This is a genomic window from Campylobacter anatolicus (assembly GCF_018145655.1).
Classification (GTDB): domain Bacteria; phylum Campylobacterota; class Campylobacteria; order Campylobacterales; family Campylobacteraceae; genus Campylobacter_A; species Campylobacter_A anatolicus.
Genome location: NZ_JAGSSY010000006.1, coordinates 23,133 through 38,724, shown reverse-complemented (window position 1 = coordinate 38,724; position 15,592 = coordinate 23,133). Strand labels below are relative to the sequence as shown.

General features: G+C 30.8%; 14 protein-coding genes. 1 reads left to right on the top strand and 13 read right to left on the bottom strand.

The window, feature by feature from the left end; translation table 11 throughout:
• Window positions 1-51: 51 nt before the first annotated feature.
• The gene (locus tag KDE13_RS08535; RefSeq protein ID WP_212140453.1) at window positions 52-894 is read left to right on the top strand and encodes a cysteine ABC transporter substrate-binding protein; all 843 of its coding nucleotides are present in this window, start codon (window positions 52-54) and stop codon (window positions 892-894) included.
• A gap of 24 nt (window positions 895-918) precedes the next feature.
• On the opposite strand, the gene KDE13_RS08530 is transcribed toward KDE13_RS08535, so the two are convergent.
• Genes KDE13_RS08530 through KDE13_RS08470 form a run of 13 tightly spaced genes read right to left on the bottom strand, consistent with a single transcriptional unit; the run spans window position 919 to window position 15,545 of the window.
• Window positions 919-2,229, bottom strand: a complete 1,311-nt coding sequence (locus KDE13_RS08530; RefSeq protein ID WP_212140452.1) for a sugar transferase — start codon at window positions 2,227-2,229, stop codon at window positions 919-921.
• Window positions 2,230-2,240: 11 nt separating this feature from the next.
• Complete coding sequence (locus KDE13_RS08525) at window positions 2,241-3,602, bottom strand: mannose-1-phosphate guanylyltransferase/mannose-6-phosphate isomerase (protein ID WP_212143576.1); 1,362 nt, start codon at window positions 3,600-3,602, stop codon at window positions 2,241-2,243.
• Between the two features lies 1 nt (window position 3,603).
• Window positions 3,604-4,719 (bottom strand): glycosyltransferase family 4 protein, encoded by a 1,116-nt coding sequence (locus KDE13_RS08520; protein WP_212143575.1) that lies wholly within the window; start codon window positions 4,717-4,719, stop codon window positions 3,604-3,606.
• On the bottom strand, window positions 4,716-5,813 hold the full coding sequence (locus KDE13_RS08515) for a glycosyltransferase family 4 protein (protein ID WP_212143573.1): 1,098 nt from the start codon (window positions 5,811-5,813) through the stop codon (window positions 4,716-4,718). Before KDE13_RS08515 ends, KDE13_RS08520 begins: the two co-directional genes overlap by 4 nt.
• A 58-nt stretch (window positions 5,814-5,871) precedes the next feature.
• On the bottom strand, window positions 5,872-7,161 hold the full coding sequence (locus tag KDE13_RS08510) for an MATE family efflux transporter (protein WP_212141802.1): 1,290 nt from the start codon (window positions 7,159-7,161) through the stop codon (window positions 5,872-5,874).
• A gap of 11 nt (window positions 7,162-7,172) precedes the next feature.
• Window positions 7,173-8,171: a glycosyltransferase family 2 protein gene (locus tag KDE13_RS08505; protein WP_212140447.1), complete on the bottom strand. Its 999-nt coding sequence runs from the start codon at window positions 8,169-8,171 to the stop codon at window positions 7,173-7,175.
• Window positions 8,143-9,135 (bottom strand): glycosyltransferase family 52, encoded by a 993-nt coding sequence (locus tag KDE13_RS08500; protein ID WP_212143571.1) that lies wholly within the window; start codon window positions 9,133-9,135, stop codon window positions 8,143-8,145. The genes KDE13_RS08505 and KDE13_RS08500 overlap by 29 nt, the downstream gene beginning before the upstream one ends.
• Window positions 9,132-10,328, bottom strand: a complete 1,197-nt coding sequence (locus KDE13_RS08495) for an oligosaccharide flippase family protein (RefSeq protein ID WP_212143569.1) — start codon at window positions 10,326-10,328, stop codon at window positions 9,132-9,134. Before KDE13_RS08495 ends, KDE13_RS08500 begins: the two co-directional genes overlap by 4 nt.
• On the bottom strand, window positions 10,328-11,374 hold the full coding sequence (locus KDE13_RS08490) for an N-acetylneuraminate synthase family protein (RefSeq protein WP_212143567.1): 1,047 nt from the start codon (window positions 11,372-11,374) through the stop codon (window positions 10,328-10,330). The genes KDE13_RS08495 and KDE13_RS08490 overlap by 1 nt, the downstream gene beginning before the upstream one ends.
• Window positions 11,371-12,387, bottom strand: coding sequence for a glycosyltransferase (locus tag KDE13_RS08485; RefSeq protein ID WP_212143565.1), 1,017 nt, complete (start codon window positions 12,385-12,387; stop codon window positions 11,371-11,373). Before KDE13_RS08485 ends, KDE13_RS08490 begins: the two co-directional genes overlap by 4 nt.
• Window positions 12,359-13,060, bottom strand: a complete 702-nt coding sequence (locus KDE13_RS08480; protein ID WP_212140442.1) for an acylneuraminate cytidylyltransferase family protein — start codon at window positions 13,058-13,060, stop codon at window positions 12,359-12,361. Before KDE13_RS08480 ends, KDE13_RS08485 begins: the two co-directional genes overlap by 29 nt.
• Window positions 13,060-14,178, bottom strand: a complete 1,119-nt coding sequence (gene neuC, locus KDE13_RS08475) for a UDP-N-acetylglucosamine 2-epimerase (protein WP_212143563.1) — start codon at window positions 14,176-14,178, stop codon at window positions 13,060-13,062. The genes KDE13_RS08480 and neuC overlap by 1 nt, the downstream gene beginning before the upstream one ends.
• Window positions 14,175-15,545: a phosphomannomutase/phosphoglucomutase gene (locus tag KDE13_RS08470; protein ID WP_212143561.1), complete on the bottom strand. Its 1,371-nt coding sequence runs from the start codon at window positions 15,543-15,545 to the stop codon at window positions 14,175-14,177. The genes neuC and KDE13_RS08470 overlap by 4 nt, the downstream gene beginning before the upstream one ends.
• Between the last annotated feature and the right edge of the window lie 47 nt (window positions 15,546-15,592).

The window sequence follows — 15,592 nt, the reverse complement described above, 5'->3', positions numbered from 1 at the left end:
TTAGCGACAAAATAGTATAAAACAAGTCTATTTCAAAATAAGGAGAAAGATATGAAAAAAGTGATTTTTTCATTTTTGGCAATATTCGCCGCCGTCTTTCTAACGGGTTGTGGTGAAGATAAAGTTTCCAACGCACAAAAGGATGCGGTGGCTGTTATAAAAGAGCGTGGGTATATACGCATAGGTGTTTTTAGCGACAAGCCGCCATTTGGCTATGTAGATAAAGACGGCAAAAATCAAGGATATGATGTCTACTTTGCAAAACGTATCGCAAAGGACTTGCTAGGTGATGAGGGCAAAGTAAAATTTGAACTAGTCGAGGCAGCAAGTAGGGTTGAGTTTTTAGTGGCCGACAAGGTCGATCTAATCCTTGCAAACTTTACCGTTACGCCTGAGCGTGCTAAGGTTGTGGATTTTGCTCTACCATATATGAAAGTCGCACTTGGTGTGGTTAGCCCTGATGGTGCGATTATAACTGATGTAAGTCAGCTAAAAGGCAAAAAACTGCTAATAAATAAAGGCACGACAGCTGATGCATTTTTCACTAAAAACTATCCTGATATAGAGCTAGTTAAATTTGATCAAAATACAGAGACTTTTGGTGCATTGCTAGATAAGCGTGGCGATGCGTTAGCACATGACAATACTTTGCTTTTTGCGTGGGCAAAAGAAAATCCAGGTTTTAACGTAGGTATCGGCGAACTAGGCAACAAAGATAGTATAGCCCCTGCGGTCAAAAGGGGTAACGAAGCTCTACTAAAATGGGTTAATGAAGAGATAGTAAGACTAGGTCAAGAAAACTTCTTCCATAAAAACTACGAGACTACACTAAAGCCGATATATGGTGACAGCGTAGATCCTGAATCTGTCGTAGTTGAAGGCGGCAAAATATAGTTAAAAGTCGGAGAGATCCGACTTTTAACTTGCACCATCTTGTTTTAAGACAACCTTAAATGTCTTTATAATTATGATTATATCATTCCATATGCTCCAGTTTTTCATATACCAAGCGTCCATTTGAGCTCTAGTTTCAAAATCAACATTACTTCTGCCACTTACCTGCGATAAACCAGTCATACCAGGACGAACAGCTAAGATTAACTCAGCATACTTACCCATATCCTTTCTCTCATACTCGGCACAAGGGCGAGGACCAACTATACTCATCTCACCTTTTAAGACATTGATAAGTTGTGGCAACTCATCAAGCGATGTCTTGCGTATAAAATTTCCAAATGCCGTAATGCGTGGGTCATTTTCATACTTATGATACTTTTCAAAATGCTCTATCTCTTGTGGATTCTTATCTAAGTAATCTTTTAAAATTTGTCCGCTATTTTCTATCATTGATCTAAATTTTAAACAGCCAAAATGCTTACCATTTAGCCCCATTCTCTCATGTGAGAAAAATATCCTGCCACTAGGCTCTTTAAATTTTATTATCCCCATTATTATTAAAAATACTGGCACCAAAATAGGTAAAGCTAAAACAATCAACCCTATATCTAAAAGCCTTTTTAATGCCATATTAAATTTGCTCTTTAGCGAGTTCTGTATAGCAAAGAGATTTGTCCGTGAATCAAAAAGTGTGTAAATATGTGCCTGAGTAAAGTCATATGAACGAAGCATTGGAATAAATATAATCTCCTTATTTGCCCTTATATTTTGCTCTATAAGCTCATTTAAAGTCTCTTGTTTAAGTGAGCTACTACCTATAAAAAGAGAGTCATAGTCTTTGTCTTTAGCTCTTACATAGCCCAGATAGTGATTAGTAAAAATTTCAAGCTCAAAATCACCACTCTCACCAAGCACTTTAGCTCTTTTTCTCCATATACCAAATCTAAAAAGCCATTTTTTAAGCATAAATTTAGAAATTGGTAAAAAAAACATCATAAAAATAAAGCTTAGAACAAATACCATTCTTGAGTAATCATAATTAATCTTAATCAAGGCTAAAACAGCTAAACTTATCAAAAGTCCCAAAAGACAGCTCTTAACAATAATACCACTCTCGTGCCAAAAATCATACCGCCTAGTGTAGATACCTTGGTATATAAATAAAAATATAACAACTGATTGTATTAGCATAAGGTTTGCGTATCTAAAAATGTCTTGAAAAAAATTATAATCTTGAATAACATTTCTAGTAATCACACTTAAAACGATACACGCCGATACAAATAGCATATCAACTAATAGCAAAATAAAAAAAGATAGACTTTTATTCATACACAACCTTTTTATCTATTAAAATCATCTTCAATTCTTATTATATCATCTTCGCCTGTATATTTTCCCACCTGTACTTCTATAAGAACCGCAGGTATCTTACCATCATTTGACAGACGATGGACTTCGCCCATTTTTATATATGTTGATTCGTTTTCTCTTAGCAAAAACGTATTATTATCAACCGTAACAGTGGCTGTTCCAGAGATAACTATCCAATGTTCATTTCTATGAAAGTGTTTTTGCAAAGATAGTCTTTTACCGGGTTTTACTACTATGCGTTTTATCTTATAGCCATCACCATCTTCTAAAACTGTGTAACTACCCCAAGGGCGATTGACAGTTAGATGTATGTTTGATAGCTCAGTATCTTTTATCTTGTTTATAACTTGCTTTACCTTTTGACTTGAGCCTTTTTTGCAAAGCAAAAGAGCGTCTTTAGTATCTATCACGATACATTCGTTTATATCGATAGTAGCTATCTTTCTATCGGAACCAAAGATTAAATTATTTGTAGAATTTATAGATATATGGTGCTTATTTATGGTATTGCCACTTTCATCTTTAGGTAGCTCATCATACAAAGCATCAAAGCTACCAAGATCGCTCCAACCGATATCAGAATGAACTATCTTAACATTTGTAGACTTTTCCATTACTGCATAATCTATACTATCCTCTGGTATGTTTAGCATATCTGCGGTCTTAATACGAACCATATCGCCTTTGCTTGAGTTATTAAAAGCTTTTAGCGAAGCATTATAAATTTGTGGTGAATGAATTTTTAGCTCATCTAAAAACACTCCTGCTTTAAACATAAACATACCGCTATTCCATTGATAGTTGCCATCTAAAAGATATTTTTGAGCTTGCTCTAAGCTTGGCTTTTCGTGAAAGGATATTACGTTTTCACCACTACTTTGTATGTAACCAAAGCCAGTATTTGCATATGTTGGCTTTATACCAAATACTACAAGGCATCCACTGTGTGCCAAATTTTTACTTTGATTTACTACATTTTCATACTCTTTTTTATTTTTTATAAAATGATCCGATGGCGTAACAAAGACTATCTCATCTTTATCTAAAGCCATACAAGCTAGGGCTATTGCTGGTGCTGTGTTTTTACCAATTGGCTCTAAAAGGTATCTTGCTTGAGTTACACCACTCTCTTCAATTTGTTCTAAAGACAGAAAATAGTGTTCGGCATTAGAAACTATCAAAATTTGTTCGCATAATTTTATATTTCTATCAATAGTAAGCTGAAAAAGTGATTTGTTATCAAATAGCTTTATAAACTGCTTTGGCATAAGCATCCTACTGATAGGCCAAAGTCTAGTGCCACTACCGCCACAAAGTATTAAATTTGTCATATTATCTCTCTTTAAATTCCTGATATTTTTGCTCTACAAAATTTTTTATTTCGTATTCAAATCTCTCTTTTGAAAACTTTAGTGCATTTTTGCGTATTTTTGATATATCAAACACATCAATATTTCTTTCAAATTTATCAATCGCTTGCAATAAACTTTGAATGCTTTGTTCGTTAAAATGCACACCACTTATCATATCAATCACAGTCTCTTTTGTGCCTCCTTTTGATAGACAAATAACCGGTGTCCCGCAAGCCTGAGCCTCAACTGGCGTAATACCGAAGTCCTCTTTAGCAGCAAATACAAAAGCTCTTGCTCGTTGCATTAAATCTATCATTACATTATCATTTTGATATCCTAAAATTTCTATATTTTTACCAGCTTTTGACTTTATTTTTTTCATATCTGGACCATCTCCAACAACAACTAGCTTTTTATCTGTTTTAGCAAAAGCTTCAACTATCAAGTCTATCTTCTTATATGGAACCATTCTAGAAGCAGTTAAGTAAAAATTTTCTTTATCACTTTTTACATCAAATTTAGAAGTATCAACTGGCGGATATATGACGCTGCTATCTTTGCCATATATTTTTTTAATTCTATTTGATATATAGTTACTATTTGCTATGAAATAATCAACTCTATTTAACGTAGCAATATCCCAAATACGAATTTTATGCAAAAAGTATTTAGCTATATATCCTTTTATCCCTTTATCTAACCCACTCTCTTTTAAATACTGAAAATAAAGATCCCACGCATATCTTATAGGAGTATGAACGTAAGAGATATGTAGCTGGTTTGAATGCGTTAAAACGCCTTTTGCAACTGCGTGTGAACTAGAGAGAATAATATCATAATCACTCAAATCAAACTGCTCTATCGCAAACGGAAAAAGTGGCAGATAGTTGCGATATTTGCTTTTAGATTTAGGTAGTTTTTGGATAAAACTTGTATTTACACTTTTTCCTTTTAAAATTTTTTCTCTATCACTATCGTTTAAAAAATCAATAAGGCTAAAAATTTCAAAATCATCCCAGATATTTGTAAAGCTCTCTATGCATCTCTCAGCACCAGCATAGACACTAAACCAGTCATGAACTAATGCTTTTTTCATTTTGTCTCCAAATTTTTAAATATCTTTATTATTTGATTTGCTGATCTCTCCCAACTGAATCTTTTTACATTTTCAAAGCCTTTTTGTTTAAGCTTGAGTTGTAACTTTTTATCGTTTAAAACTATCCCAATCTTATCTCTCATATCGTCTACATTATACGGATCAAAATACACTACACTATCTCCACAAACTTCTAATAAACTAGCAGCATTAGAGCATACTACTGGACAGCCACAAGCCTGTGCTTCAAGTGGCGGTATGCCAAAGCCCTCATATATTGACGGAAAAACAAAAAGAGTCGCTAGATTATATATACACGGCACATCATCGTCATTAATATAACCAGTAAAAAATACTCTATCTTTAAGACCTGCATTATTGATAGTATCTAAAATGCTATATTCACTCGTTATAAAATTATCTTTTTTACCGACTATTACTAAATTTATATTTAAATTTATAATGGCTAATAATAGACTTTTTAAATTTTTATGTGGCTTAACATTTCCCACAAATAATAAAAATTTATCTGGGAGATTATATCTATTTTTTATATTTTGTAGCTTTAATGTATTATAAGAATTATTAAATTTATTAAAATCTACAGCATTATAAACAATATCTATATTTTTACTAATTTTTGTATATTTTCTTATCTCATTAACCGAAAAATTAGAAACTGTGAGTATCTGATCGCTTATATTTGTCGCTTGATTTATAATCAGTTTTGCATATATCCTTTGTGCCAAAGTAAGTTTATCATAAAAAGCTAGATGAAACACGTCGTGTATGGTTACAACTCTTTTATTTGCTCTTATATGAAAAATAGGAATATTGTAATGCGGGGACCAGAAAATATCACATTTTGGAATTTTAAGTGCTAACTCAAACTGCTCTTTTATAGAATATATTTTACAATTGCACTCAATTATTTTAACCTTATCTGACCAATCATATTTTTGTATATCATTAGCACTACCAAGCAAGATGATATTAAATTTATCTACTAAAAACGGAATTATACTTTTAATATAAGTACCAATACCAGATGAGTTATGCATACGAAAGTCTATAGTTAATTTTGTCTTTTTCATAAATTTTTAAATACCTTGTAAAATTTACTTAACATTTTTATTGACAGTATCATCAAAACTACACACTATTAAGTCTTTTAGTCAATGTAATCGGCAAAAATATGCAGACTGTCGCTAAAAAAGATATGGATAATGCCATAAAAATACCATTTATTCCAAATTTATCGACTAATACATATTGAAAAAATATATTAATTAGTGCTTGTAAGGGAATGATATAATTTATAATAGCTATATTATTGCTAGCTTGTAGTGCAGATCCAAAAGCATCAGACCAATTTCTAATAATCATATATCCGATAGCCAAATAAATAGTAGTATATGATATTTGAAGATCGTCTCTACCAGATAGTAAGCTTATAATAAATTCATTAAATATTAAAAAGACTACACTTACGATAAAAGTTATGATAAAACCAATGATAATATTTTGCTTTAAAATTGATACGATATGCTTTATATTTTTTGACTGAAAAGATTCTGATATGTTAGAAAATGATGTCGCTAATAATATTGAATGCAACGTAGGTATTACATTAAATATCTTAGATACAAAGTTGTACTTAACAATTTCTACGTCGTTTAAAAATTTAGCTGCTATTATATAATCAATACACAAAACGCATGTAGATAACAGAAGAAATATAAAAAATTGTCTAGAAGACAAAAATATCTCATATGTAATGCTTTTATCGTATTTAGGCTTTATAAAGCCGATACTTTGATATATCGAAAGTATAAATACAAATAAATATGATAATGTGTATACCACAAAAACAAAAGAAATATCCATATCAAAATTTCGCATAATCATCAACACTATTGTAGAGTAAATAGAGATAATAGCTGGGTATATATTTGGATATATAGATCTACGTTCAGCAAATAATACTGCATATAAAATTTGAATTAATCCATTTAAAATAAACATATATAAAATCAAAAATATATCTATAAAACTTATAAGCTCCAGATATTTATTTATTAAAAATTTAGCCACCAGATAAGAAGCTACACAATCTATAGGAATGCTTAACAAAAGTATAAAAAAAATCAGAAACATCAAATTTGAATAAAATTGTTTTCTATCTATATTATTAACTATATATTTAGCAATAATATTTTGAATAGCAAGTGGCATACCTAGATTAAGGAGTATAAACCAAGCCATTAGCGATGACAATATAGAAAATAATGCGTATCCTTCGACTCCAACTATGCCAAACATTAGTCTAATATTTAAAAAAGCTAACAATAAGCTAACTATCTTACAAAGCCAACCAATAAAAACAGATATGGTATATTTACTTAAAATCAACTTATTAATCAATGTTTTTACATTAATCATAAATTTATTATCTACTTTCTATTATCATTTATACCTCTTAAAAAACGTGTAATATCTAAAATCCACCCAAATACGCGACCAAGTCTTATAAAAGGTAAAATATATACCATTTTAAATAATATACTTGATTTAAAATACAAAAAAACATATTTTATATTTAAAGCTTCTTTAAAATTTTCTCTGATAAAAGGGTTGATGTCTCCACGGCTAAAAATTAAAATTTGGTGCAAAATTCCCGCATAGTAGTATCCATATACATCATCTGCTATATTATTTTGTTTTAATAATAAATTTGTAGCCTGATAAAATTTCAAGATATTAGCAAATCTTTTATTCTTATCTCCTGTCGATGTCGGTGTGGTTTGATCATAATGCACAAAAGCTCTGTTTAAATAAGAAATTTTATTTGATTTAATGGCTATTTGTATACTATAAAAATTATCTTCACCAAAACCAAAATCAGGCACAACACAAGTTCTATAAATATCTGTTCTTACTAACTTACTGCTAAGTGATAAAATTATATCTCGATTTAGCATAGACTTAAGCACTTCCGTTTTATCATTAAAATTTTTACAAATATTTTTTTCATAAAACCGCCTATGTGCATACTCAATAAACATATCACTTATCACAAGATCACTGTCATTAATAATAGCTTCGCTATACAAACTTGATAGCATATCTAGCTCACACCAATCATCAGAATCTATGCATATGCAGTATTTACCAGATGCATTATTAAAACCAACATTTCTTGTTTTATTTACGCCTTGATTATGTAAATTATAAAAAATCTTGATATCATTTTTTCTATTTGGATAGAGCTCTATAACATTTTTTAGATTGTTTATACTATTATCTTGTGAACAATCATCTATAAATATATACTCTATGCTATCAAAATTTTGCTCAAACAACGATACTGCACATCTTTTTATATATTTTTCTACATTATATATCGGAACTATTACTGAAATTTTATATGACATACTTACAATACCTCCCATTCGCTTGTTTTAAATTTAGTTCATGTGCGTTTATATCTAAAACTTCAATACCAATTTGCTCTAATTTTTCATATAGATCTTTGTATTTTAATAAAGTCAAGTCATCTTTTATTCTTATGGCTTTTAAATTTATGCCGTTTATACCACACAATGTAAATAGTGCTGTGCTAAAAAATCCATATAAAGTATAGCTAGTATCTGGGTTATTTAATAACTCATTTACAATATACTCTTCTATAAGTAGATTTGTATTAACATATATAACATTATCTAGTCTATACTCCTCTCTTGGGTGTGGCAGATAGTAATCAATCTTAAATTTATCCAAGACTGCCTCAAGGACTATTTTATTTTGCTCAAGCTTACCTTCAAATATGGGTTGCCCTATAAATAGTCTTATCTCTTTATTCTTATGGCTGCTATTTGGTAAATTAAATTCAAAAAGCTTTATGCGTTTATGGCTTAAAACATCATCTGTGAAATTATCAAATATAGTATAATGCATTAAGACATCATTTTTATTAATGGGTTTTGGTCTAAAAATCAATCTAAATACTTCTAGTAAAAACCGCCCCCTATAATGCCTGGTTTTATTAAATTTAGCAGATTTTGTTATGCTATCTGCACCATCATCAAACGAAAATAGGCGTTTAAATTTGATAGCTCCAAACAAAACATCAAATATCTCATCAAATTTAGCAAAAAAAACATCATCATATTTTTTAAATCTAAAAATCCAGATTATTTTGCAGCACAACAAAAATAACCAATGCAACCCATACTGATTATGCTTTATCACATATTTCTTACATGCCATCTTCTCTATTCTTTTTATATAGTGCTCTATTTTACTATCTGAACTTATTTTTATAACGCAAAGCTCAAATGGCTCATTGTGATATTTTTCTATTATTTTTTGTGCTATAAGAATTTGAAGCGATGTAGTGCAAATAACTAAATTCATCTTATCTTCTTTGTTTGGAAATACAGTATCGGTATAATAATAAAATTTGATACCACCATTGCAATAGGCATATATTTTATCCCTTTTAAACTCGCAATATATAAAATCATAACATATATAAATGTAGAAATAACTGAACAATATGATATTTGTTTGTTCTTAGCATGATAAAACAGAAAATTTACAAGCAAAAGATATGATGGCACAAACCCAATACCAAGTATAAACATACAAAAATAATAATGTGTTCCAACAAAGCCTTTTCCTAAAAAAAATACAAATAAACTCTCTGGTATAGCATATGAAATGGCTCCTGCAACAGGACTAATAATTAGCGATAAGATAGCATATCTCCTAATGTCTTGACCATTTATTGTGTTGTTTTTTAAGGCATTAAATAGATATGGTATAGTTGCTTTATTAATAGACTGGATAATAAGCATAAAAACTGAAGCTAGTGAAAAACCAGCGGCATAAACACCAAGTGCAGATGTATCGTATGTATCATATATAAGCACTCTATCAAATTGTCCCTTTAAAAATCCGCTTAAATGATGAAGTAGTAATGGAGCACCGAAAGAATATATATACCCAAAACATAACTTGTAATTCAAAAAATTTAATCTTAATTTAAACTTTTGTCTTTTAAAAAAAATATATGAAAAAAACACTGTTATTAAATTACCAAAAAAAAGTGCCAAAAATCTATTTTCAATCAAATTTTTATCAATATTTTCAAGTATCAATATAGTTAAAACACAAGTCATAATGCAAGAAAATAACTGTGTACTTATATATAATATAGGTTGTCTTTGACACTGAAATAGTGATAACTGCACCGCTATAATAACTTGAATAAAAGTAATTATGGCAATTATCATAATAATCTTTAAATTTAAAAAATAAGCAACAATAAATATAAAAAAAGATGCGATAAAAGAGTATGTATGTCCTGCAAGGGCTAAATTTTTTAAATTTCTTTTTCCATAAAAATAATAATATCTTGCAACCGCACCATCTTGAGAAAAGCCAACAATAATGCCAAATAATATCAAATATATATTGTAGTATGCAATCTCACCAAAACCATCAACACCAAGCTTTCTACTAAGATATGGCATCAACAAAAATGTAGGGATATTTACTAATATATTTCCTGCAACATATATAGCACTATCTTTAACAACCATCATTAAAAGATATCGCTTTTTTTAATCTGTGCGTTTTTCTTAATATTATTTTTAGCTACTTTACCGATTAACATTTCATAATCATCTGCACTAAAATCGCCATTTGCTGGGCGTTTTACCCATAAATTATTCTCGCTCAAGACTTCGCCAATCCTTATATCAGCATCAGCCACAACGGAAGCGAAAGCAAAGTCTTTTGTAGGTTTTTCACCATCAACTAATGTATCTTTACTACCACCACGCATTAGTTTTAATGCTTTAGCTCCATTTTTTAATTCACAAAGAGCCTTCTCGTCCATAGAGCAAACTATATCCGGGCCAACCCTATCCATAGTATCGGTAAAATGACGTTCCAATATAGAAGCACCGAGTGCTACTGCCCCCAAACAAGAAAGATTATCTGTAGTATGGTCAGAAAGCCCGATAACAGCATCTTTAAAATTTTGTGCCAGCTCACACATCGCACCTAATCTAACATCTTCATATCTAGTTGGATATACATTAGTGCAATGAAGCAATGCATACGGAACACCAGCTGCACGTATAATATCAACAGACTTTTTAATACTAGCTATACTATTCATTCCAGTTGAAAGGATAATAGGCTTTTTAAATGATGCAACTAATTTTATCAAAGGGTAGTTATTGCACTCTCCAGAGCCGATCTTATAGGCTGGTATATCCATTTTTTTAAGACGTAGTGCTGCTGCACGAGAAAATGGTGTAGAGATAAAGATCATACCTTGCGATTCAACATACTTTTGCAAAGCTATCTCGTCAGCCTCGCTTAATGCACAGCTATTCATTATCTCATATATTGATTTATCAGAGTTTCCGGGTATAACACTTTTTGCTTCGTCGCTCATCTCATCTTCTATTATATGCGTTTGATGTTTAATAATCTCTGCCCCTGCCCTCTTTGCAGCATCTACCATTTCAAAAGCAGTTTTTAGTGATCCATTGTGATTTATACCTATTTCACAGATTATAAGTGGTTCATAATCATAGCCAACCACTCTAGAGCCTATATTAAATTTATTATGTTTCATTTTATTATTTCTCTCGTTTTTTTATAAATTTTATTAATTTTAATTTTAACATATAAATAAATCTCCTTAAGCCACACAGATAAGGCACTGCCCCCCCCCATAGCACTTAAATAGGCTATAAAATTCTGCTTATAATCAACATAATTAATATTAAATTTTATAAAATCTCTTGGGTCTTGGATATTAAGTTTAAATTTTCTACAAACTTTACTAAGTGGGATAAGCTTACTAAAATGTATAAATATCCACGTCTTAGGATAGTAATTTGTATTTTTATTATTTTTAAAATCATATACCCCCAATCCAAAATCACTCTTTTGAAATTTCATATGATAGTATGATATTAAGCTATTTTCTATACTATTATTATCCACTCTAAAAGCTTTATATGAAATAGGCATTTTAAGCTTTTCGCAAGTGTAGTCTTTTGTAAAATACGTTTGCTTATCAACTCTAAACAAGCACAAATCTCCACCTATACCGCAAAACAAGCTCTCAGATAGACAAAATATATTATTATTTTGCATAATAATATTTACACCGCCAAGCTTTAAAAACTCATTATCGCTAATCTTATTATAAATTTCTCTTATCTGCTTTATTCTATCAGGTATTAATATTATATCACCATCTATTTTAACTGCCCATTTCTTAGTTGTTTGCATTAGTGAAAAATTGTAATAATTTACTAAACTTCCATAATCATTAGCATCAAGTAGCTTGTATTTATCACTACCTTGTGACCAAACCTTTGGTAAATAATGAAAAGCTTTTATTTTATTGTCATATCTTTGAAGAGCTTTTTGTATTATCTCTTGTGTATTATCACTACAGTCGTTATATACTATAACAAGTTCATCAACTATATCTATCCAGCTATCTATTACTTGCTCTAAGTATTCACCTTCATTTTTACATCTAATAAAACCACTAATACCATCATCTCTAGTCTCTGGGCTAAGCAAGTCAAAATTAAGCTCTGGCTTAACAACTTGAATTATATTGTTCTTCATTTTCAAGCTCTTTAATAATTTTATCTGCGTATACTAAGTCATCTTTGCTATCTATATCTACAGAACTTAATTCGTCCATATCATAAATTTCAATAGGCTCAATAAAAAACCTTTTATGTTTTATTAAATCATCAATATAGTTTATATATATTGCACCATTTGGTTGATAAGCAACTGGTAAACTCTGACGTGGAGCCTCAAGCATATTGATTTCTCTAATAGCTTCAAGCTTATCTCCAACTCTTATAAGGCTTTTAAAAGGATGATGTTTGCACACTAATACAGAAATAACACTCTTGCACTCGTTTTGTAGAAAAATATCATATGCTTGTTTTATATGAGTAGCGGTTCTTAGTGGACTTGTTGGTTGCAAAAGCGTAGCTATGCCATCTTTAAGTCCCAACTCATCTATCACATGTAGCATAGCAGATATAGAACTAGCTTTATCACTTGCTAACTCAGCAGGTCTTTTTACGACTATTGCACCAAATTTTATAGCCTCTTGTGCTATTTCATCACCATCAGTTGAAACAACCACTTTATAAAAAATACCGCTTTGTTTTGCAGCCTTGATAGCTCTAGCTAGCAACGACAAGCCACCTACTTTAGCTAAATTTTTAAGAGGAATACCTTTTGAACCTTGTCTTGCTAGTATAATTGCTATATTTTTCATTACTCAACAAACCTTTTTTGTATGTCAGTTTGCCATATCAAATGGTTATTTATAAATTTTTTAAATTCTTCAATGCTATTGCTATTACCTTTAAAATAAGGACTTGGTTTAAATTTACCCACACTTTTTATATTTTTTATTGCTTGTAATATCTGACACTTATCATATCCACAATTTATAATAGATTCATAGCTAAATCTCCCTTGCTGTCTTGTGCCGACATTGATAGTGCCTATACCATAAAATGGAGCCTCTCTAATTCCAGCACTTGAATTGCCTATAATAAATTTAGCGTTTTTAAGCAATGTTAAAAATCTTTCAAATCTAATTGATGGGTAAATTTTTATATTATCGCTTTTTATGTTATTTATCGCATCTATTATAAAATGCGATCCATTGTCATTATTTGGATATATTACAATATAATTTTGTTTTGATATTTTAAGTGCGTCAAAATACTCTTTAGCATAGTTTTTAATACAATCAACTTCTGTGGTTACTGGATGAAATAACGATATAGCATAATCATCAAACTTTATATCATATATACGTTTTACAAGCTCTAGGCTTGGTAAATCATCATTACTCATAATATCTAAATCAGCAGAGCCTATAATAAAAACAGAATCTTCACTCTCGCCCATTTTTAACACACGCTCTTTTGCTTTATCGTTAGCCACAAGATGAAAATGTGCGAATTTAGTTATCGCATGCCTTATGCTCTCATCAATCGTTCCCGATACTTCACCGCCTTCTATATGACAGATCAAACGGTTACTAAATGCTGCACATATAGCACCGGCCAATGCTTCAAGCCTATCCCCATGAACAAAAACCATATCCGGGTTAACTTGGGAAAATACTCTCGAAAATACACTTATTGAATTGCCAATAACAGAATCCATTGGTTCGTTTATAAATTGATTATTAAGCAAGTAAATGTTTTTATAGTTTTGCAATAGCACTTCTCTGTATGTGCCACCATATGTTTCAAGCATATGCATACCAGTTATTATTAGATGAAGTTCAAAATTATCATTTTTTTCAATATAATTTAAAAATGATTTTATCTTACCAAAATCTGCCCTTGTTCCAGTTATAAAAAGTAGTTTTTTCATTTAATTATAGCACATAATAAATTTTTAAATTTACTTTGCAACTCTTGCAAAAACTTCTCATTTTTTGCCTCAAATCTAGTTACAATAACTGGCGTTGTATTTGATGCTCTTACTAACGCCCAACCCTCTTCAAACTGAATACGAATACCGTCTATTTCAATGATATTTAAAATTTTTGGTAGCTCATGATAACCACTTTTTATACTGTTTTTCAGCTCTTCAACGATCTTAAATTTACTCTCTTCACTTACTTTTATCTTTATCTCATCGGTGCTAAAAACAGGTGGCATCTTGTCAAGCTCGGCATCTAAATCAAAACCTTTATGCACTAGCTCAAGAACTCTCATCATAGCATAAAGTGCATCATCAAAGCCAAAATATCGCTCCTTGAAAAATATATGCCCACTTACCTCTGCGGCAAGATCTACATTTAGCTCTTTCATCATCTTTTTAATGTTGCTATGACCGGTTTTACCCATAAAGACTTCGCCGATTTTAGCGATCTCGTCATACATATTTTGAGAGCATTTAACCTCTCCTAAAACGCGTGGATTTTTCATATTTAGTGCATACAAATAGGCTAATTCATCACCCTTTATATTGTGTTTTGGTGTTATGACAGCTATGCGGTCACCGTCCCCATCAAAACCAAATCCAAGCTCACACTCACCACTTTTAATACACTCAAAAATATCCTTTAAATTCTCTTTTTCGCTTGGGTCTGGATGGTGGTTAGGGAAGTTGCCATCAGGCTGTGGATACAAAATCTTAGCGTTTAATCCAAGTCTTTGAGCAATAGGCATGAGCGAAACACCTACCGCACCATTAGCACAATCAATCACAAATGGCTTTTTATACTCTCTTAACGCTTTAAATTCTTTTACAAAAAACTCCACGTAATGGCTTAAAATATCAAATTTTTCGCACTCTATGTCATCAGGTATAGCCATTTTACTTACGATTATTTCATTAACCGTAGCTTTTAAAATTTGCAAATCAACCCCAAAAAAGCTATCTTTTTTTATAGTAATCTTAAAGCCATTATACTCTTTTGGGTTATGTGAGCCAGTTATCATTATGTTCGCGTCAAAATAATCAGCATACACACTAAAATATCCCACAGGCGTAGGTAACAACCCTATATCATAAATTTTTATCCCGCCAACGTTATTTAATCCGCTTAATAAAAATTTAAAAAGCTCACTAGCACTAAGACGTGCATCATAGCCCACACTTAGCGTCTTTACACCAAGCTCAACCATCTTGCGACCAAGTCCAACACCAATGGCTTTTACACTCGTTTCGTTTAAATCTTTTTCAAAAATGCCACGTATATCATACTCTCTAAAAATTTCATCGTATTTCATAAATTTAAAAGCCTATAAAATAAAAAATAATTAAATGATAATAACAG